Raw genomic sequence first — 18,542 nt, 5'->3', positions numbered from 1 at the left:
TGCACGTTTATGCATGCACCCAACGCCGGTGCAAGCTGCGTGCGAACGCGTCCAGAGCAAAGCCGAGCAGACCAATCAGCACCACCATGGCCATTAACTCGGAATACGCCAGCCGGTCGCGCGTGTCCAGAATGAAGTAGCCCAGGCCTGCGCTCACCCCGAGCATTTCGCAGGGCACCAGCACGATCCATAGAATTCCGATCGACAGTCGCACCCCCGTCAGCACGTGCCCCAGCACGCCGGGCAAAATCACCCGGCGCATGGTTTCCCAACGGGTAGCGCTCAAGCTACGGCTCAATTGCAGCCAGCGCGGGTCCAACTGACGCACCCCGGCGATGGTGTTGAGCACAATCGGCCACACGGCGGCAAACGTCAGCAAAAAGTAGATAGGTTGATCGCCCACGCCCATCAGCATCACCACCACCGGCATCCACGACAGCGGCGAAATCATGCGTAAAAACTGGAACGCCGGGGTGGTTGCCGCTTCAAGGTTGCGGGAGCCGCCAATCAGCAAACCCAGCGGCACGCCGATCAACAGCGCGAGCAACAGACTGAACACGATCCGCTTCAAACTCACCCAAACGTTGTCGTAAAGCTGCGCACTGCCCAACAGCTCGATCAGGCTGGCGAAGGTGGCCTGCGGCGAGAAACGCGCCGAAAGCCCCTGTGCGCTGCCGAACACTTCAATGCCCAACCACCACAAGAGCAGCAGGCTCAGCAATCCGGCTAAACCGAGCACCCATTGGCGCTTGAGTGAAGGTGTGGGCGTTTTCAAAAGCCAAACTCCTCAGTGCGCGTAAAGCTCTCGGGCAGGCCGAAGGCTTTCAGGCCGCCGACGCTGGCAATGCTGTTTTTGACAAAGCGGTCATCCACCAGATCTTGCGCCACGTGCGCGGGGTCAAGATCAGCCAGAAAACCGTTATCCCCCTGAATCAGCGTGTGCTTGAGGCGCGTCACCAATGCTTCGGTGTAGCTCGGGAAGGGATAAGGCTGAAAGTCGATGCGCTGTTCGTCCCAGTTCGCGTGTTGAATGGCGCCGTCGTTTTCATAGCCCGTACGCTCAGTGGCGGCTGGCGCCAGCACGCGTTGCAATACCTGCGAACTGTGCGGGGTGTAGCGGTTGTCGCCGTCCTTGGCCAGCAACTTGGCCGCCTGCTCGCGGTTGTCGCGGGTCCAGAGCTGCGCCTTGACGATGGCATTCACGACCTTTTGCGACCACTCAGGGCGATTATTCAAGTCGTGCTCGTGCATAAACACCACGCAGCATGCGTGGTTGCGCCACATGTCCCCGGTAAAACGCTGCACGCGACCGACCTTGAGGTCTTCGGCCAGGGCATTGAAAGGCTCTGCCACGATGTAACCGGCAATACGCTGGGTGGCCAGCGCAGGGGGCATGTCCGAAGGCGGCATCACCACCAGGTTGACCTCGTTGGCCGCCAACGGGCTGTTGACCGGGCGCGTGACCGGTTGCAAGCCGTTGTCACGAAACAACTGTTGCACCACCACATTGTGGATCGAGTACCAGAACGGGATCGCCACCGATTGCCCGCCCAGTTGTTTAACCTCGCGAATACCCGGCGCAACGGTCAGCCCCGAGCCCCCGACATGGTTCCAGGCCACGACTTTGGCCGGCACTTTGCTGCCATAGCGGGCCCACACCGTCATCGGCGACAACAGATGAATGACGTTAACCTGCCCCGAGATGAACGCCTCGATCACCTGTGCCCAACTGCGCAATAGCACCGGTCGCTCGGCCTTGATGCCTTCGGCTTCGAACAGGCCATTGTTGTGCGCCACCAGTAATGGCGTGGCGTCGGTGATGGGCAGATAGCCAATGCGTACGGGCGCATCCGGCTCGGCAGCGGCCCGCGCTTGCAGGCTCGCCAGCATTGGCAAGGCGCCTGCCGCAGTCAGCATGGCGCTGAGTTTTAAAATGTCACGTCGTGTGTGAGTGAAGTCGTCCAGGCACATGTTCACGCTCCAGCGAGTCGGGCAAGGGGTCAATAACAGCGTCAGGTGTGCGGCTCGCCCGCCGAAGGGTTTTAAGAATCTCGATGCGTAAAGCGCCCAGTTCATCAATCCGTTCTTCGCGCGGCTGCGCCAGATCAATGCGCCACTCACCCACCGTGTGCGCCGGGCTGTGGCCCAGTAGCAGGATTCGGTCACTGAGTAACAGGGCTTCGTCAATGTCATGGGTGATCAACAGCGCGGCCGTGTTGTGCCGCGCAATCACTTTCAGCAACAGGTGTTGCATGTCGGCGCGGGTCACTTCGTCCAGCGCGCCAAAGGGTTCGTCGAGCAACAGCACGTGAGGTTGGCGCGCCAGGCACCGCGCCAGCGCGACCCGCTGCGCCATGCCGCCAGACAATTGCGCCGGGTATTGACCGCGAGCGTGCTGCAAGCCCACTTCAATAATGGCTTGATCTACCCGGGCCTTGCGCTCGGCGCTGGACACTGTGGGTTGGCGAGCGAAATCCAGGCCAAAAGCCACATTGCTTTCAAGGCTCAGCCACGGCAGCAAACTGGGGTCTTGAAAGGCCACCGCGACCCGTGGGTGCGGCGCCGTCAATGGCTGGCCCAGCACGCTGACGCTGCCGGAATGGGCAGTCTGCAAACCAGCCAGTACCCGCAGCAAGCTGGATTTACCGACGCCGCTGGGGCCGAGCACCGACACCACTTCACCGGGCATCAGTTGCAGGTCAAAGCCTTCCAGCACCGACTGCCACCCCGCGTCACGGGCATAACCCAGCGTGATATGGCGAGCCTCAAGCACCACCGCGTTCATTGCGCGTCGACCCTGGTTTGGCGCTGCAACTCGGCCCGTAACTGCACCAGGCTGGGGGTCACGATGGGCACAAAGGCCGACTCGCGCCAGCGCCGTGCAAATGCGCTGCCGTAAGCACTCAGGTAGGCCTTGCCGCCACTGGCTTGCAGTTCAAATTGCAGCGCACTGGCAGTGGCATCGGCCAAGGCGATGCGGATTTTAAACAACGCCGCAGGGTCCAGTAGAAAACGGCCGTCAAGCAGCCCGGCCTTGAGCGTGGTGACGTGGCCTTCAAGTTCGGCTTGCTGTTCATGCAACAGGTCGAGCAAGCCCGAGCGCGGGCCTTGCAGATGAGCGTGCGCTTCCTTGAGCGAGCGCCGCGCCAAACCAATCGCCATGGCGCACTGCAAGCCCAAGAATGCCGGGCGCACTGCGGGCAAAAACACTTTGGCATTGTCGTGCAGCAACCACGCCTCATCGACCTGAACGGCGTGCAAATCAATGGCCGCAGTATTGCTCGACTGCAAGCCCATCAACGCCAGATCAGCCGAACGCTTCAAGCCCGGCAGCGCATCAGGAATCGCCAACACAAAGGGCGCACCGCCCTCCTCTCGCTCAATCGCAGCGGCAACCACAAACCCGCTTTTGCGCAAATTGGTCACCCAGTGCAAACGCCCCTCCAGGCTCCAGCCATTGGCTTGGGCGCGGGCCCGCACTTGCAGGCCTTCGACACCCGAGAGGAACTTCATGGCGTTCGACAACCCGGTGGCGCCGGCCAGTTGGCCGCTTAACAAATCGGGCAGCAAACGCTCACGCAACGCCGTATTCGGGCTTTGCAGCACGTATTCGATAAAGGCCCGCTGGCCCCAAAACACAAACGCCGACGCCAGCGAGTGGCTAGCGACATTGGCAACCACTTCCAGCGCATCCGCCACCGTGCCGCCGCTGCCGCCCAGTGCCGGGCTGACACCGACCCGCAACACATTGGCCGCCGCCAACTGCGACAAGACGGTCTGCGGGTCGCTGTGACCCAGGTCGAGCGCCTCGGCTTCGGCCTCCAGCCAATGACTCAGTACAGGGTCGAGCATGTAGGTATCTCCTTAAAATCGCAGCGGGCTGATTACTCAGCCTTGGCCCAGCTGTAACGCGCCAGTTCTGGGTTCAGCGGGGTTCGCGCGAAGACGTTGGCAAAGTTGCACAAGGTTGCCAGGCTCACGCCCAGAATCACTTCCAGGGCCTGGCCTTCGGTAAAACCGGCCGCCTGGAAAGCTGCATAGGTGTCGTCACTGACATCGCCGCGGGTGGCAATGACTTCACGGGTGAACGCGGCCAGCGCTTCGAGTCGCTCAACCGGCAATTGGGTCTGCCCACGCAATGCCGTCACCACTTCGTCAGGCAGTTTTGCCTTGTTCTGCGCCACGGCGGTGTGGCCTGCCACACAAAAGTCGCAACCATGGCGGGTGGCCGCAATCAACTGCACCACTTCCCTTTCTGCCAGCGTTAGCTCAGCCTTGCCGTTAAGCGCCGAAACCGTGACATAGGTTTCCAATGCCGCTGGCGCATTGGCTAGAATCCCCAGCAGATTAGGGATAAATCCTGAGTTCTTTTGCGCGTTTTCCAGGAATGCCTTGGCGGCTTGCGGGGCGGTTTCCAGGGTATGAAGGGTGACGCGAGACATGTGGTGACTCCTGCATAAGGTGTCTAAACAGTCTGTTGGTTATAAAAAATTGATTCCATATTCTAAAGTAGCGATTACTTGCTCCTGAGTGTTTCCATTAGATGATTTCGTCGACCCCACTAATCGATTGGTTATTAGAAAGCCTTGAGCTGGATGCCAGCCTGTTTCACGTGGGCCGCTATTGTGGCGGCTGGCACAGCAGCACCGAAGGGTTGGCCCGGGCCAGCTTTCATGTGGTCGTGCAAGGCCAATGTTGGCTGCATGTAGAGGGGCAAACCACGGGCGTGCATCTCAACGCCGGGGATGCGCTGTTTCTGTTGCACGACTTGAAATACCGGCTGTCCAGCGCGCAAGACCCCGGCGTGGCCGCGCAGTTGCCGCGCCAGACCATGCAAGCGCTCGACCACCAGGCAGAAGACGGTGTCGGGTTGGTGTGTGGTTTCTTTCACTTTCAACCGGGGTTGTCGTCGCTGATTATCGAGGCCCTGCCGGACTGGATTATCTTGCGCGCTGACGACCCGTCATCCCACGCGGCGCGGACATTGTTCCAACTGATTCTGGACGAATGCCAACGCAACCCGGCGCCATCTTCGTCATTGCTTGAACGCCTGAGCCACCTGTTGTTCCTGTACGTGCTGCGCCAGCAAGTCGGTGATAACCCGAACTTGGGCGGGTTGGTGGCACTGGCCCGCCAGCCGGTATTTTCCAGTTTGCTGGAGCAACTGATCGAACATCCCGAGCAGCCCTGGACGCTCGAAAGCATGGCCGCCTGCACGGGCATGTCGCGCTCGGCGTTTTTCAAACGCTTTAGTGAGCAGGCCGGGCAATCGCCGGGGCATGTATTGCTGGCGTTGCGCATGCGCCATGCCTGCCAGTTGTTACAAACCGGACACACCGTTGAACACGTGTGTGGGGCGGTCGGGTATCAGTCTATTGCCGCCTTTACCCGGGCGTTTACCAAAGCCATCGGCGTACAGCCGGGCGCTTATCGCAAGCAGCACGAGCGACGCTGAACCCTTTGCTGCGTAAGGTCTACGCTGTGCTTATCGCTTACTGAACATGGAGACCTGTGTGACCGAACCTAACCCTCATCATCAAAAAGCCCTTGATCGTTTTCTTGCCGAACACCCGGAATTGGCTGCTGAACTTGAAAAATTAAATCCACTGGCCGCCCGCGCCGTGGGCCAATCCATGCAGGAATATCGACAAGAGCGCTTGAACGAAGCCTTTGAAGCAGAAGCTGAGCGATTGGGCTTTTTCGCGTGGGAGTTAACGCTGCAATTGACCACCGAAACAGCCGAAGAATTCGAGGCCAAGCGCCTTGAAGTCCACCGTGAAGTGGCACAAATGGCCGCGATGGAATGGGCCGAGTATTGCGATTTGTATGGCCTTGAATATCACGTTTAAAAAACCCTGAATCGCCTGTAGGAGCGAGCTTGCCTCGCGATCTTTTGATCGTTTAAAAGATCGCGAGGCAAGCTCGCTCCTACAGGGCTGACGCCTGCTGGGGCCTCCAGATGCTTGAACAGACTTTGTCCAGCAACGCCGGGTTGTGACTAAACACGATCAGCCCCAACTCCCGGCGCTGGACTTCTTCGAGCAACACTTGCCACACCTGTGCCTGCAGGTGCGCATCCAACTGGGCCGTGACTTCATCTGCGATCAGATAACGCGTACGCGGATCTAGCGCTCTGAGCAACGCGATACGCGCCAGCTCACCCCCCGACAGTTCGTCTGGGCGTCGCATCAACCAGCGCGGGTTCACCGCCAGGCGCTCAAGCCATGCGGCGTCTGGCGACCAGGCGTCACGCAGGCTGTCCCCAGTGGTGCGATAAGGGTTGAAGGTCAGTTCAGGATGCTGCGGCACCAGTTGAATCGGGCAATAGCCCTTCTTGGGCAGCGATTTGCCATCAACGGTGATGCTGCCTGACGTTACCGCCTGCCATTGCGCCAGCACGCGGCCCAAGGTGGTTTTGCCAAAGCCGCTGGGCGCTGAGATACCTTGGCGCTCGCCCGCCCGGACCTGAAACGAGACCGAGTCCCACAAGCGGCGGCCGTCCTGCACGATGGTCAGTTGCCGAACATCAAGCATAGAGCGGACTCTCCACACTGGAGACTCGCCGCGCAAAGAACTGCTGCTCGGGCAGCGCCGCCCACAATGACTGCAACCACGGGCTGCCGCCATGTTCGCGCAGTTCCTGAGCGCTCAACGTTTCGTGCAATTGCCCTTGATGCAACACCGCGATTGTGTCGGCAAAGCGCGCAGCCAGCGCCAGGTCGTGGGTCACCCACAAGATCCCCCGGCCTTGCGTGCAGAAGCCCTTGAGATGGGTCAACAGTTGGCTGGCATGTTCATCGTCCAGCCAGGACGTCACCTCATCCGCCAAAATGTAACGCGCGTGGGTCAAGGCTGCACAACTGGCCAGTACGCGCTTGGCCATACCACCCGACAACTTGCGCGGAAACTCATTCACCACATCAGGCTGCAAGTTGTACCTTTCGAGCTGTTGTGCAACATCGTTCAACCCCAGCGTGACCCCGCTGAGCTGCGCCGCTCGCCTCAATTGCGGCCCTACTTTGATCAGAGGATTCAAGGCGCTGACACCCTGCGGCACATAGCACAGGTTTTTGCCGCGCTGGTCGACCTTGCCAGCCTCACCCAGCCGTTGGCCGTCGAGCACAATGTCGCCATGGCAGCGCATGTTGTCGGGCAATAAACCCAAGGTACTTTGCAGCAGCAAGCTTTTGCCCTCGCCGCTGGAACCCACCAGCGCCACCAACTCGCCGGGGTGGACCTCAAGGGAAATATGGCTCAACAACGGATGCCAGGTTTTGTGGCCCAGCCAGTGGTAGTGAGCGATGTCGATGGCAAACTGGTCAAATTTCAGCATCAGGTCATCCTTATCCACAGTTGCTGCAAAGCCCGGGCGAATTGGTCGAAAACCAGCACCAGGCCCACCAGAATCAGCCCCGGAAAAAACGCCAACCACCAAGCGCCACTGCTCAAATAACGCAGCGCGTCTGCCAGCAGCAACCCCAGTGACGGGTCATGCGGCGCCAGTCCAAAGCCCAAAAAACTCAGTGCCGCCGAGTGCAGCACGGCATGTGGAAACATCAACAACGTGCCAACGATCCACTGCGGCAACAGCAGCGGCAACACGTGATGACGCCAACGATACAACGCGCTGTTGCCCAAGCGATGGGACAGCATCACAAAGTCGGTCTCGCGAATGCGCTGGATTTCAGCCCGCAAAATCAGCGCCAGGCGTGGCCAGTGGGTCAGCGCCACCGCCAAAATCACACCCTGCTTGCCACCGCCCAAGGTGAAACAAATCAGTACCAGCAACAGCAAATGCGGCAGCGCCAGCAGACTGTCGATCAGCCCGCGAATCAGGTAGTCCAGGGTTTTGTTGACGGCGCACAAGCTGGCCGCCAGCATTGCCAGCGCCCCGCTGCTCAGGGCCGCCGTCAGACCGATTTGCAAACTGGTGGTCATACCCTGAAAACAGCGCAGCCACAGGTCACGCCCCAAGCTGTCAGTGCCAAACCAGAACGTTTCAGAAGGCGCCTGACGCCGCGCCAGCAAGTCCATTGGAATGTCGAGGCCGGACACCGAAAAGCCGTAGGCCATCAAGATCAGCAACAGCAGCAACGAGAGGCACAGCCTGAGCAATGCGCGATTAGGGTCGTAGGTCATGATGCACGCGCCGCCCCACGGTTGAGGCGCAGCAACAGCGCGTTGGCGATGCTGTTGCCGGTGAACACCAGCACTGCGCAAAACATCACAATGCCCATCAGCAACGGAATATCACCCCGCAGCCCGGCATCAATCGTGGCCTGCCCCAGCCCCGGATAAGCGAAGACTTTTTCAGCCAGCAATGAGCCGCCCAGCAACTCCCCCACCGATGCAAATTGCAGGCACAGCGCAGGCGTGACGGCGTGGCGCAAAATGTGGAAGTTGATCAGCGGCCACCCCTTGTCGCCTTGGGCCTTGGCGTATCGAATGAACTCGCTGTTCATCACCTCTGCGACCCGAGCGCGGGTGTGTAAAGCGATGTTGCCCACCCCCAGCATGCCCAGCGCTAGCATCGGCAAAATCAGGTGATGCAGTTTGTCGCTCCAGGTGGCGGTTTGAGCGTTACTGCCTGGGGTCCAGGCGCAGCAAATGGGGGCCCAGTTCAGGGTGACGGCAAACAGTGAGAGCAACAGCAGGCCGATCCAGAACGTCGGCAAAGAGGCCAGCACATAGGACACCACGCCGATCAGCCGATCAGGCCAGCGATTGAGGTAACGCCCGGCGGTGAGCCCCAGCGCCAACCCGACAACCCCGGAAAACAGCCACGCTGACAACAGCAGCGCAAACGAGGTGGCGAAACGTTCACCAATCACCTCAGAAACCGGCGCGTTGTACAGCATCGAATAGCCCAAATCGCCCTGTAGCATCTGGCCAAACCAGCGTAGGACGCGTTCCCACAGCGGTAAATCCAGCCCCCAGCGTGCCGCGATCAGCGGGTACTGCTCTGGCGGTACGTGCAATAAATCGTTGCCGATATAGGCCCGAATCGGGTCCACCGGAGAAAAGCTGAGCAAGGTAAAGGTGCCCGCCGCCGTGACCAGCAACAGGCACAGCAAACGCGCCATAAATAGCGCGAGCCCGCGTATCACTTGCAGGTCCACTTCCAGCCATCGAGGCTATTCAAGAGCGACCAGGAGCCGTGGATTTCCGGCGCCCCTTTGCCCAAATCTATGCACTCATCGGCCAGATAGGTGTGCTGAACGTTCAGCAGCCAGGCCCAGGCCGCATCGCCTTTTACCCCAACCCCGGTTTTGCCGTCCCACTCCACTTGCTGCCAAAACGGCACGGCCTGCTGCCAGGTCGGCGCATCCAGCGCCTGCTGCAAATGCTGATCGACCACGGGGTTCTGGTAATACCCGGGGTTGTAGTACTCAACGCCCGCGGCCTTGCTGCTGTAGTGATGATAAAGCTCCATCGGGTCAAGGCTACCCCAGCCGAACAGGGTCGGGTTGGCGTGCATGTTGCGTTCGATGGTTTCCCAACTCCCAGACTTGAGGTCCACGTCGATGCCAATCGGCTTGAGCATCGAACGCACCGCCTGGGCCAAATCGCGGCGCGTTGCATCACCACTGGCGTACCAAAGCGTCACTTTCGCTGGCAGGCCATTCTTCTCACGCACGCCACTGGCCGTTTCAACCCAGCCAGCCTCATCCAGAAGCTGTTTGGCCTTGACCACATCGCCATCCTTGAAGGCCGCATCCGGGTTGTCCCACGGCAAACCTTGCACCCCGGTGTAGGCCGGGATCGCATGCCCTTCGAGAATTTGATCCGCCAACAATTGGCGATTAATCGCGTAGTTGATCGCCTTGCGAATCGCTACATCCGCAGTCACATCGTTACCCACCGGATAACCCTGTGCGTCTTTTTTACCTGACGCGGTGGTAGGCAGCACAATCCCACGGTTTTCAACGCTGGGTCGCACCCATAACTTCATCCCCGCAGCCGGCGTGACGGCCAGCGACGGCGCAATACGCACGATGCCTAACTGCTTGCTTTGAGCGGCCGCAAAAGCACTGTCCTCGTCGAGAAACACAAACACCAGCGTGTCGAAATCGTTTTTATGGCCCGCGTAATACGGGTTGGCCTCAACAATCAGTTGTTGGCCCGGCTGATAGCTGACCAGCCGATAAGGCCCGGCACCAATTGGCTTTTGCGCGTAGGTTTTGGCGTCGTACTGGTCGGCCGAGACAATGCCCAGCGAACCGAGCACGTTGACGAACGTGCTTTGCGGCGCCTTGAGCTGAATACGCACAGTGAGCGGATCAACCTCCTCAGCTTTCAGGAAATTGCCCATGTCGACCTTGCCCCCGCTGGCCGCCGCATTGTTATAGGTGTACGCCACGTCCTTGGCGGTCAGGGGCGAGCCGTCAGAAAATTTAAGGTCGGGCTTGAGCGTCAGGGTCCAGGTTTTGCCATCGTCACTGGCCTGATAATCGCTGAGCAGAAAACCGCTCCAGGACAAGTCTTCGTTCTGCCTCAGCAACGGACTGTGTAACAGCAGATAACTGCCATGACTCCAGCCGAGCATCGGGTCAAACCCCTCGGTGGGCTCATCACCAATGGCCAGTTTCAGCGTGCGTTCCTGCGCTGAAGAAACAGGCGCTGCGAGCACACTCAACACAGCGGCGGCCAACAGGGTATTGCGCATCCATGCAGGCTTTGACATCCATCCTCCTGAAAATAACCAGCCTCTGCGAGGCGCGTGCGTCCATTTACGGGCTCATCAGTAATAGCAGCCGGGTTTTAAATATCCAATTATCCATCTGATTTTTTTAGTATTTCCCGCCCGCGCCGTATCACTCTGTAACACTCTTTCATGTCCGATCATCGACTGGCTCGCGCCTTGCTCGACCGGACAAAGCCCGTCAGAAGGCTTGTGCTATACCCATAGTTACACGTGCTGAGCCACGGCAAACCGCCCCGACTGACAGAGGTCCGCATGTTCAAAGGATTCGCCACTTCGGCCAAAGAAAAAACCGTGCACGCCATCAACGACCTGCCGTCCAACAACATCGAACTGTTCGACTGCTACACCGGCTTGATGCTGGGCCGCCTGTACCGCAACTTCCCGCTGCCCATCACCCTTAGCGGGGAACACTTCATCGACTACAAAGGCCTGGAAGCCAGCAACCGCGAGGGCCTGGAAAAAGAAGAAAACCTGTTCATGGCCACCCTCAAATGGCTGGCCGACGTCGGCTACATCCACTTCGATGGAATGTCAGGCGTTTCGTTTTTTGAAGTCGTCCTTACCAGCAACGGGCTGCTGATACTGCGCGCCTTCGCCGAAGGCAATGACGGCGACCTCACCATTGGCGAAAAGCTTTCGCACTGCGTCCAGGGTGATAACCCACAGGAATTGAGAGCGCTGGTGATACAGGCGTTGAATCTGGGAAGCCAGATAATCAGCCCGATGACGCGGTCGGGGATTTGAACCACGTGCAGTGATCGGCGTGCCACTGAAGGGCTTCAACACTGGGCCTTGCGGATGCCGGGGTTGGCGTCTTTAGTGGCAGGCCTTGGTATTGCGCGTAGTCCGAACCGCTCAGTGCTGGCGCAAGATGAATGAGCTGCGTGCTGGGCTCAATTGCGATCAAGTACAAATCGAACAATGTATGGAGATCGGCGCGAAGCAGTAAGCCGTTCGATACCACATGCGTGTGCTGCCCTTTGTAGGGATGAATATGCGCAGCCTCTAACACTTCAGCCTGATTACAGCCTGTAATCGCGCAGCTCGTGTCATAGGCGGCCAGCAGTTTTTTGCGAAATGCAGATTGACCCCGTCGGCGGACAATGCTCGCGACGACTCGTTTACGAGCATCCTCAACGTTCTTGGGATCAAATACATTTTGTTGTTCAGCTTCGGTCTCGGCAATGGCGAGTTCATGAACGACCGTATCGCCCAAGGGTTGCATATCAAGCATTTCAATTAGCTGAGCCTTAATTGCCGAGCCAATATTTTTTTGGGGCTTTAGGCCTAAGACCCACTTAAGACCTCTCTCCTCGTATATCGCAGAAATATTTTGCATTCTCCGCTCGAAGGCTCCCGCCTTACGGTCAAAGCGTTCAGCTAATCCTCGGTAAATGTGTTTCTTAACAAACTTGATTCCCGCCGCCTGTTTTTCCAACATTTCTCGGTAGGCCTGCACTGACGCCTCAAGCTCCTCATGACTCCAACCGTCTGACATGACCCAATCCCTATGATCTGTGCCTAAGCACGAAAGTAGGGAAATTTACCCGATCAAGTAAGAGACAAGAAATCAATACGAAGGAAATTTAAAAGCATCGCGCTAAATAACCACCCGGCGCCATCCAAACCGCCACCCCAACTGAATCCCTGCTGCCGCCAGCAAAATCGCGGCAACTCCCACCCACTGCTGTATTTCAAGGCGATGCCCGAATGCAAACCAGTCAACGAAGATTGCAGCAATCGGGTAGATGAATGTCAGTGCGCCGAACAGCGCTGTAGGCAGTTTCTGGATTGCGCCGTAGAGAAGTACGTACATCAAGCCGGTGTGAACCACTCCTAGCGTCACTAAAGAACCCCATGCCTGTATGCCACTGGGTAACTCGGTGAAGTTGGCCATGGGGGCCAGCAGCAAGACGCCGGTGCTGACCTGGATCAGCGCGATCAGATGGGGAGGCACGCCCTTGAGCCGCTTGATGATCAAGGCCGCCACGGCGTACATCAGCGCCGCTCCCAGTGCCAAGGCGATGCCCTGGAGGTATGCACTTCCACTCTCGCCTTGCTCGGTGTGGGCGCTGACGATGGCCAGCATGCCTGCGAAAGAAACGGCCAGCCACGCCAGTTTTTGCACGGTGATTTTTTCACCCAGAAACAGCGCCGTCAGGCCGATCAATAGGAACGGCTGCACGTTGTAGACCGCGGTGCTGATGGCAATTGAAGCCCGCGAGAAGGACGCAAACAGCAGCACCCAGTTGGCAACGATGGCGACACCGCTGAGCACAATCAGTAAGAAAATGCGCAGGGTTAATAACCCAGGTCGCAGAAAGCCCATCAATGCACAGACCACCAGCAAGGTCAGCGCACCGAACGCACAGCGCCAAAAAACCACGTCCGGGACTGCCTGCCCGGAGACTAGAACGAGCCAGCCGATAGTGCCGGAGATCAGCATGGCAGCAACCATTTCCAGCGAACCACGTTGCGTCGACTTGTCCATATATGCTCCCCGTTATGTAGGAAACAGTATGGCTATGTCGCCAGACACAGCGCCATAATCCGCGAAAGGTAAACGGGCTGGTGTGCCTTTACTGTTGAGGCATTCTGCCGATTTTGCCTAAGGAGCGAAAAATGACTGACGAGATTGATCAGCTGTTGATTGGCGCGTTAATGGAAGATTCTCGCAAATCCTTGAAAGCGCTCGCGGCCCTCAGCGGTTTGTCGTCGCCCAGCGTCGCGGAGCGGATACGCAAGCTTGAAGAACGCGAGGTGATCAAAGGTTACACGGTGGAGGTGGACCCCAAGGCATTTGGCTATCAACTACAGGCCATTATTCGTATTCGTCCACTTCCTGGCCAGTTGCAGGAAGTGGAGCGTCAGATCCAGAACATTCCTCAGTTCACCGAGTGCGACAAGGTGACAGGCGATGACTGTTTTATCGCCCGTCTGTATGTGCGTTCCATCGAGCAATTGGACACCCTGCTCGACAACCTGAATGCGTACGCTGAAACCAATACCGCCATCATCAAGAAGAGTCCGGTAAAGCGCCGCTTGCCGCCGATGGAGTGAGCGCACGATCGCGCTCGACGCCTTACGAATGCGCGTCAACCACCCACTTCACTTTCGCCAGCCCTTCACGCAGTGATTCCATGTCGACCGACCCCAGCGCCAGCCGGATGGCGCGCGGCACGTGAATCGATGTGGCGAACGGCTGCGCAGACGAGACCGAAACCTGCTCGCGCATAAGTGCCATCACGACTTGCTCGGCCCTGGCATCGTCTGACAAAGGCAGCCAAATAAAGTAGGAAAACGGGTGACGCACAGTGTGCAGCCCTTCCAACAACTCATCCGCGATGATCTGTCTGGCGTGTGCGTCTTTGCGCTTTTGCACCTCCAGGTGCCCCACTGTTCCATCGTCCAGCCACGCGCTGGTGATCGAGGTCATGACGCCTGGCGTATTCCAGGCGGTCACGCGTATCACTCGCTCCAAGGCCGCGATCATATGAGCAGGAGCAGCGATGTAACCGACGCGCAAGCCTGCGGCGACACTTTTAGATAATCCGGACACGTACACGGTGCGTTCCGGTGCCAGTTCCGCTATCGGAGGCGGTGGGTTTTCTACAAGGAAGGCGTAGGCCGCATCCTCAATAATCTGCAGGTCATGCCTGCGCGCAATCGACACCAACTGCTGACGTTGCTCAATGTCCATCACCCAACCCAGCGGGTTGTGCAAGGTCGGCATGCTGTATACGGCGCGGACCGAACGGCTGCGACAGAGGTTTTCGAGAGCGTCGAGATCCGGGCCTCGGTCAGTGGTTGGCACAGGCAGTACTTCCAGGTGCAGTGTTTGCGCAAGTGCTTTGAACCCCGGATAGCTCAATGCATCAACGGCCACCACATCGCCAGGTTTTAACAGCGCCATCAGGACCACCGTCAATCCATGCTGCGCGCCATTAACGATCAATACTTGCTCGGCAGGAACATTCAAGCCCCGCGTCAAAAAGTGCCGCGCCACTGAGGCTCGATCGTGCAGACGTCCGCCATGGGGCTGATAGCGCAACAACGACTCCAGGTCGCCGGACAATGCCAGTTGGCGCAAGGCCGTTCGCAACAAATCGGCCTGCCCCGGCACAGACGGGTAGTTGTAATTGAGGTCCAGCATGCCTGCCGTCACGTCTGGCTGGTCGATCCCGTGTCCCGGCGGCAGCGACGTTTCCCTGACAAAAGTCCCGCGTCCGGTCTCGCCGCTGACCAGCCCCATGGCCTCAAGTTCTGAATACACCCGACTTGCGGTCACCAACGCCAAGCCTTCTGTCGCTGCCAACTGGCGATGTGTGGGCAGGCGCGTGCCCGGCAGCAATCGCCCTGACCGGATGTCAGCGGCAAACGTATCAACCAGCAACTTGTATCGAGAACGCGGCATAGAAGGATGTATCCATGACAATATTTTGATTGTCATCAATCTTCAGCCATAGGATGAGCGCAATGCAATCCTGCCATTAACCTTGAGCGTGAGACCCGATGGAACGTACCTCCAGCCTGCACACCCAATCGACTGAGAAGAATCTTGCCGGTTGGATCAATGGTTTTATCGGTGTCGTGATATTCAGCGCGTCACTGCCCGCGACACGCGTGGCGGTGATGGAGTTTGACCCGGTATTCCTGACCTTTGCCCGAGCCTCCATCGCTGGCATGGTGGCGTTGTGCATTTTGTTGGTACTCAAGGCCAAACGCCCGAGTCCAAGCCAGCGTGTACCCCTGCTGATCGTGGCAGTTGGCGTGGTCGTGGGGTTCCCATTGCTGACCGCATTGGCGCTGCAATACGTGACCTCCGCACATTCCATCGTCTTCCTCGGCATGTTGCCGCTCTCGACGGCAGCCTTTGGCGTGCTGCGCGGGGGTGAGCGTCCGCGGCCGGCATTCTGGCTTTTCTCGACCCTGGGCAGCGCGCTGGTGGTCGCGTTTGCTCTGTCGCAAGGCTTGAGCGCCTCGCCAAAGGGCGACATCCTGATGCTGCTGGCGATTCTGGTGTGCGGCCTGGGCTATGCCGAAGGTGCAAAACTGTCCAGATCATTGGGCGGCTGGCAGGTTATTTGCTGGGCGCTGGTACTGTCATTACCCGTCACAGCCACACTGGCAGTGGTGTTAGCCCCTTCCACTTTTGTGGGTATCAGCATGCCTGCGTGGTTTAGCCTCGCTTATATCTCGCTCTTCAGCATGTTGATCGGTTTTTTCTTCTGGTACCGCGGACTCGCCCAAGGGGGCATTGCCGCTGTGGGGCAACTGCAACTCCTGCAGCCCTTTTTTGGGTTGGCCCTGGCCGCGACTTTTGTGCATGAAACCGTCACTGCCGGCATGTTTGGCATCACCGGCGCGGTGATCGTATGCGTGATTGCAGCGAAGAGGTTTGCGAGATAAAGACACCGAAGCGATGGCTTTACTCGGGTGAAACGACCTTGGCGCGTTGCTCTGAAAACCATTGATAAAGAGGCGGATCAAAGTCCTTGGCTATTTGATCCGCCTCATCAAGCTTTTGTTGAGCGTGTTCTAAATTCCCGAGGCCTTGCTGAGCCTTGCCGTACTCCAACAACAAAAACGCTTTATCAACCTCCTCTGAACCATTAGTTTCAATAACCTTGACGGCCTCTTTAATCACTTCTATGGCAGGTCCCCATTCAGAAAACCGATTAAATACCAATGCACATAAGTACAAGCTTCGTTCGTGATTTATCCATGTCCCACATTGCAACCAAAGCTGTTTACACAGCAAAGCGGCATCAATTGTGACTTGCTTATGAAACGGGTCATCAACCTGCAAACGCGAATCTTCAATTAGTTTTGACACTGTATTGTTTAAAGCGGCCGCCATGCTTTTACCTATCACAAGATTCAGGGGCAAGCTCGGAGATGATGAATATCCACTCAACAGCGTCAGCAAACTCATTATCGGTTCGTCACTGCGCATAAACTGAAGACATAGCAGGCCAACAAGAACTTTTGTCTCAGCCAGACTGGCATTTGCCAAGCGAGCGTATTCAAATTCAGCGATAAACGCGTGCAAAGGATTACCTGAATAATAGGCAGCAACAGATAAAGATTTAAAATACGCCTCTGAATATTCCGACTTATTGGCTATCAGCAAGGCGAAAGCACCCGCCCAATCTGCTAGCGCCTCTCCAACGACATGATTAACCAGCCAAATAAAACTGTTCTTATCCTTTTCTTCCAACTCACTGAATACAATACGTTCTAACAAGGCCCTTGCCAGGACAGGGTTTTCATCATGAATATCCAGCGCCTCATTCAATACCGACACTTCAAACCCCACCTAAACTTAATTTATAAAATCAGCTTCCAAAACTTGTAACTTCACACGCTAGAAGAGAAAAACAGCCTTGTCAACTCAAGGATATAAACAACCAAATCAGGGCGTTAAAATTAATACAGCCCCATTTCAGTGCAGGTGTTTCCAGCAAAACACTTTTGTTGATGCGCGGCCTAAATACCGTGCACAAAAAAAAGTATGCCCATCCATAAGACAGGACTGACAGTCCCTGGTAGCAGGCCGTGGCGCGTCACATCCCAAAATTAGATTTATTAAGTTATGTTAAGAAAACCCTCATTTCTTAACATTTGTGAAAACTTAGGTAAATCTTCTGGAGCCGCTAAAGCGGCAACCTACTCTGTTATGCCCACGGTATGCGGCACAGATGCGGCCAACCTGTATTTGGGCTAACTGACAGAATCTTCACAAATTCAGTCCATTTCCTAAACATATAATGGGCAAGTACTGCATGTGACTTACACATATGGGAGTACCGTTTTTCAGTTTCCGCTCTCGAGGGCTGAAAGCCATGAGCACTATCAGTAAATACCTGCCCATCCCAGAAACTGTTCCGTCAGACCTTTCTGGATGCCGAGATATTGCTGAAGGGGCTGTGTTTATCATTGCTTCTGGCACATCAGCCAAGGATTTCCCTTTGTGTGAATTCCAGCACGTGCCGATGATTGTGGTAAATGGCGCCATTTCGATGTTTCTGAACACGCCAGTCAGCCCTTACTTTTACGTGTGCACTGACTCAGGTTTCTTTACCCAGCAAACCCGGTTATTCCACGCAGCATTGGCGCAAAGCCAAAGAGTCGTGCTGCGAGAAGACTACGCGCAGCACAATATCCCGCTACCTGCTGGCGAGTTTTACGCCTTGAAAAAAGCGCCTAAGCCTACCTGGAAAGACCTGTTCTCAGGGGTTCCCTCCAATCTGATACGCCGCTCCAAACTTCATAAGGGTCGAAACAGCAGCATCGGATTCAGCAAGGATTTGAGCGAGGGCTATTTCGATGCCCGGACGGTCGCCTACCTCGCGTTGCAAGTTGCCTACCATGCGGGCTTCAACAAGGTGTTCCTCGTCGGCGTCGATTTATGCCCTGAAACAGGGCGCTTCTATGAAACAGTCGAGTCTGTGAAATCGCCGTGTGTGCTGGATGAACATTTAGAGTCTCGCATTATCCCGTCATTTGAGTTAATGGCTGAGAAAGTCATAAGCGATGAATTTAGTGTTTATAACTTGTCCACGATTTCCAGGATACCGAGTAGCGTAATTCCTCACATGTCCATTGAAGACGTTAAAAAACTAGTCCCAGCGAAAATATTTAAACGTTAATTCATGATTATTTTTAGTGGACGCGGGTAATCAGCCACTTTTTCAGCATCACGTTCACAACCCGTCACGTGGGTTTTGCGCAGAATAATAATCGTGACGACCATTCAAAACTGAGCGAGTCCAAGAGCACTTCGATATCAAGCCGGATCGGCTCATCGGCGTCTGGGGGGGGTTAATGAGGCAGC

General features: G+C 56.9%; 20 protein-coding genes. 6 read left to right on the top strand and 14 right to left on the bottom strand.

Features of this window, described 5'->3' with window-relative positions:
* Nucleotides 1-7 precede the first annotated feature (7 nt).
* The 5 genes from RHM56_RS08960 to RHM56_RS08940 are packed head-to-tail and all read right to left on the bottom strand — an operon-like array spanning nt 8 to nt 4,442.
* A complete protein-coding gene (locus RHM56_RS08960; RefSeq protein ID WP_322240639.1) occupies nt 8-775 on the bottom strand; it encodes an ABC transporter permease in 768 nt (255 codons plus the stop codon).
* On the bottom strand, nt 772-1,971 hold the full coding sequence (locus RHM56_RS08955; RefSeq protein ID WP_322240636.1) for an ABC transporter substrate-binding protein: 1,200 nt from the start codon (nt 1,969-1,971) through the stop codon (nt 772-774). Before RHM56_RS08955 ends, RHM56_RS08960 begins: the two co-directional genes overlap by 4 nt.
* A complete protein-coding gene (locus RHM56_RS08950) occupies nt 1,937-2,785 on the bottom strand; it encodes an ABC transporter ATP-binding protein (RefSeq protein WP_322240634.1) in 849 nt (282 codons plus the stop codon). Before RHM56_RS08950 ends, RHM56_RS08955 begins: the two co-directional genes overlap by 35 nt.
* On the bottom strand, nt 2,782-3,852 hold the full coding sequence (locus RHM56_RS08945) for an acyl-CoA dehydrogenase family protein (RefSeq protein WP_322240632.1): 1,071 nt from the start codon (nt 3,850-3,852) through the stop codon (nt 2,782-2,784). The genes RHM56_RS08950 and RHM56_RS08945 overlap by 4 nt, the downstream gene beginning before the upstream one ends.
* Nucleotides 3,853-3,884: 32 nt before the next feature.
* Entirely contained in the window at nt 3,885-4,442 is a 558-nt protein-coding gene (locus RHM56_RS08940) for a carboxymuconolactone decarboxylase family protein (protein ID WP_322240630.1), read from the bottom strand.
* A 101-nt stretch (nt 4,443-4,543) separates the two neighbouring features.
* Here RHM56_RS08940 and RHM56_RS08935 point away from each other — a divergent pair, with 101 nt between their 5' ends.
* Together RHM56_RS08935 and RHM56_RS08930 are read left to right on the top strand one after the other, a co-directional pair.
* Nucleotides 4,544-5,455 carry an AraC family transcriptional regulator gene (locus RHM56_RS08935; RefSeq protein ID WP_322240627.1) on the top strand — a complete coding sequence of 304 codons (912 nt, stop codon included), beginning with the start codon at nt 4,544-4,546 and terminating at the stop codon, nt 5,453-5,455.
* Between the two features lie 58 nt (nt 5,456-5,513).
* Nucleotides 5,514-5,849: a DUF6388 family protein gene (locus RHM56_RS08930; RefSeq protein WP_322240624.1), complete on the top strand. Its 336-nt coding sequence runs from the start codon at nt 5,514-5,516 to the stop codon at nt 5,847-5,849.
* Between the two features lie 79 nt (nt 5,850-5,928).
* Here RHM56_RS08930 and RHM56_RS08925 read toward each other — a convergent pair whose 3' ends face one another.
* Genes RHM56_RS08925 through RHM56_RS08905 form a run of 5 tightly spaced genes read right to left on the bottom strand, consistent with a single transcriptional unit; the run spans nt 5,929 to nt 10,684 of the window.
* Entirely contained in the window at nt 5,929-6,534 is a 606-nt protein-coding gene (locus RHM56_RS08925) for an ATP-binding cassette domain-containing protein (protein WP_322240621.1), read from the bottom strand.
* The gene (locus RHM56_RS08920) at nt 6,527-7,333 is read right to left on the bottom strand and encodes an ATP-binding cassette domain-containing protein (protein WP_322240619.1); all 807 of its coding nucleotides are present in this window, start codon (nt 7,331-7,333) and stop codon (nt 6,527-6,529) included. Before RHM56_RS08920 ends, RHM56_RS08925 begins: the two co-directional genes overlap by 8 nt.
* Nucleotides 7,333-8,139, bottom strand: coding sequence for an ABC transporter permease (locus tag RHM56_RS08915; RefSeq protein ID WP_322240617.1), 807 nt, complete (start codon nt 8,137-8,139; stop codon nt 7,333-7,335). The genes RHM56_RS08920 and RHM56_RS08915 overlap by 1 nt, the downstream gene beginning before the upstream one ends.
* Complete coding sequence (locus tag RHM56_RS08910) at nt 8,136-9,083, bottom strand: ABC transporter permease (protein WP_322240615.1); 948 nt, start codon at nt 9,081-9,083, stop codon at nt 8,136-8,138. The genes RHM56_RS08915 and RHM56_RS08910 overlap by 4 nt, the downstream gene beginning before the upstream one ends.
* Nucleotides 9,084-9,103: 20 nt before the next feature.
* A complete protein-coding gene (locus RHM56_RS08905) occupies nt 9,104-10,684 on the bottom strand; it encodes an ABC transporter substrate-binding protein (RefSeq protein WP_322240613.1) in 1,581 nt (526 codons plus the stop codon).
* Between the two features lie 273 nt (nt 10,685-10,957).
* Between RHM56_RS08905 and RHM56_RS08900 the strand changes: the two genes are divergently transcribed.
* Complete coding sequence (locus tag RHM56_RS08900) at nt 10,958-11,449, top strand: hypothetical protein (RefSeq protein ID WP_322240611.1); 492 nt, start codon at nt 10,958-10,960, stop codon at nt 11,447-11,449.
* On the opposite strand, the gene RHM56_RS08895 is transcribed toward RHM56_RS08900, so the two are convergent.
* Nucleotides 11,421-12,203: an HNH endonuclease gene (locus RHM56_RS08895; protein ID WP_322240609.1), complete on the bottom strand. Its 783-nt coding sequence runs from the start codon at nt 12,201-12,203 to the stop codon at nt 11,421-11,423. The genes RHM56_RS08900 and RHM56_RS08895 overlap by 29 nt on opposite strands.
* A gap of 102 nt (nt 12,204-12,305) precedes the next feature.
* Entirely contained in the window at nt 12,306-13,196 is an 891-nt protein-coding gene (locus RHM56_RS08890) for a DMT family transporter (protein ID WP_322240606.1), read from the bottom strand.
* 131 nt (nt 13,197-13,327) lie between these two features.
* Between RHM56_RS08890 and RHM56_RS08885 the strand changes: the two genes are divergently transcribed.
* The gene (locus tag RHM56_RS08885; protein ID WP_322240604.1) at nt 13,328-13,765 is read left to right on the top strand and encodes an Lrp/AsnC family transcriptional regulator; all 438 of its coding nucleotides are present in this window, start codon (nt 13,328-13,330) and stop codon (nt 13,763-13,765) included.
* Nucleotides 13,766-13,787: 22 nt separating this feature from the next.
* Here RHM56_RS08885 and RHM56_RS08880 read toward each other — a convergent pair whose 3' ends face one another.
* Nucleotides 13,788-15,119 carry a PLP-dependent aminotransferase family protein gene (locus RHM56_RS08880; protein WP_322240601.1) on the bottom strand — a complete coding sequence of 444 codons (1,332 nt, stop codon included), beginning with the start codon at nt 15,117-15,119 and terminating at the stop codon, nt 13,788-13,790.
* Nucleotides 15,120-15,217: 98 nt separating this feature from the next.
* Between RHM56_RS08880 and RHM56_RS08875 the strand changes: the two genes are divergently transcribed.
* Nucleotides 15,218-16,114 (top strand): DMT family transporter, encoded by an 897-nt coding sequence (locus RHM56_RS08875; protein WP_322240598.1) that lies wholly within the window; start codon nt 15,218-15,220, stop codon nt 16,112-16,114.
* 19 nt (nt 16,115-16,133) lie between these two features.
* Here the strand turns inward: RHM56_RS08875 and RHM56_RS08870 are convergent, their stop codons facing one another.
* Nucleotides 16,134-17,012 (bottom strand): hypothetical protein, encoded by an 879-nt coding sequence (locus RHM56_RS08870; RefSeq protein ID WP_322240596.1) that lies wholly within the window; start codon nt 17,010-17,012, stop codon nt 16,134-16,136.
* A 538-nt stretch (nt 17,013-17,550) separates the two neighbouring features.
* On the opposite strand from RHM56_RS08870, the gene RHM56_RS08865 reads away from it, so the two are divergent.
* Entirely contained in the window at nt 17,551-18,357 is an 807-nt protein-coding gene (locus RHM56_RS08865; protein WP_322240595.1) for a lipopolysaccharide biosynthesis protein, read from the top strand.
* Nucleotides 18,358-18,542: the final 185 nt, after the last annotated feature.

This window comes from Pseudomonas sp. CCC3.1 (genome assembly GCF_034347405.1).
In the GTDB taxonomy this organism is placed as follows: Bacteria; Pseudomonadota; Gammaproteobacteria; order Pseudomonadales; family Pseudomonadaceae; genus Aquipseudomonas.
This window is presented reverse-complemented; position numbering and strand designations above follow the sequence as displayed.

Excerpts from the sequence above, each read along its gene's own strand:
- RHM56_RS08955 (WP_322240636.1), bottom strand. The coding sequence starts at position 1,971 with ATGTGCCTGGACGACTTCACTCACACACGACGTGACATTTTAAAACTC.
- RHM56_RS08950 (WP_322240634.1), bottom strand. The coding sequence starts at position 2,785 with ATGAACGCGGTGGTGCTTGAGGCTCGCCATATCACGCTGGGTTATGCC.
- RHM56_RS08945 (WP_322240632.1), bottom strand. The coding sequence starts at position 3,852 with ATGCTCGACCCTGTACTGAGTCATTGGCTGGAGGCCGAAGCCGAGGCG.
- RHM56_RS08940 (WP_322240630.1), bottom strand. The coding sequence starts at position 4,442 with ATGTCTCGCGTCACCCTTCATACCCTGGAAACCGCCCCGCAAGCCGCC.
- RHM56_RS08935 (WP_322240627.1), top strand. The coding sequence starts at position 4,544 with ATGATTTCGTCGACCCCACTAATCGATTGGTTATTAGAAAGCCTTGAG.
- RHM56_RS08925 (WP_322240621.1), bottom strand. The coding sequence starts at position 6,534 with ATGCTTGATGTTCGGCAACTGACCATCGTGCAGGACGGCCGCCGCTTG.
- RHM56_RS08920 (WP_322240619.1), bottom strand. The coding sequence starts at position 7,333 with ATGCTGAAATTTGACCAGTTTGCCATCGACATCGCTCACTACCACTGG.
- RHM56_RS08915 (WP_322240617.1), bottom strand. The coding sequence starts at position 8,139 with ATGACCTACGACCCTAATCGCGCATTGCTCAGGCTGTGCCTCTCGTTG.
- RHM56_RS08910 (WP_322240615.1), bottom strand. The coding sequence starts at position 9,083 with ATGGCGCGTTTGCTGTGCCTGTTGCTGGTCACGGCGGCGGGCACCTTT.
- RHM56_RS08905 (WP_322240613.1), bottom strand. The coding sequence starts at position 10,684 with ATGTCAAAGCCTGCATGGATGCGCAATACCCTGTTGGCCGCCGCTGTG.
- RHM56_RS08900 (WP_322240611.1), top strand. The coding sequence starts at position 10,958 with ATGTTCAAAGGATTCGCCACTTCGGCCAAAGAAAAAACCGTGCACGCC.
- RHM56_RS08895 (WP_322240609.1), bottom strand. The coding sequence starts at position 12,203 with ATGTCAGACGGTTGGAGTCATGAGGAGCTTGAGGCGTCAGTGCAGGCC.
- RHM56_RS08890 (WP_322240606.1), bottom strand. The coding sequence starts at position 13,196 with ATGGACAAGTCGACGCAACGTGGTTCGCTGGAAATGGTTGCTGCCATG.
- RHM56_RS08885 (WP_322240604.1), top strand. The coding sequence starts at position 13,328 with ATGACTGACGAGATTGATCAGCTGTTGATTGGCGCGTTAATGGAAGAT.
- RHM56_RS08880 (WP_322240601.1), bottom strand. The coding sequence starts at position 15,119 with ATGCCGCGTTCTCGATACAAGTTGCTGGTTGATACGTTTGCCGCTGAC.
- RHM56_RS08875 (WP_322240598.1), top strand. The coding sequence starts at position 15,218 with ATGGAACGTACCTCCAGCCTGCACACCCAATCGACTGAGAAGAATCTT.
- RHM56_RS08865 (WP_322240595.1), top strand. The coding sequence starts at position 17,551 with ATGAGCACTATCAGTAAATACCTGCCCATCCCAGAAACTGTTCCGTCA.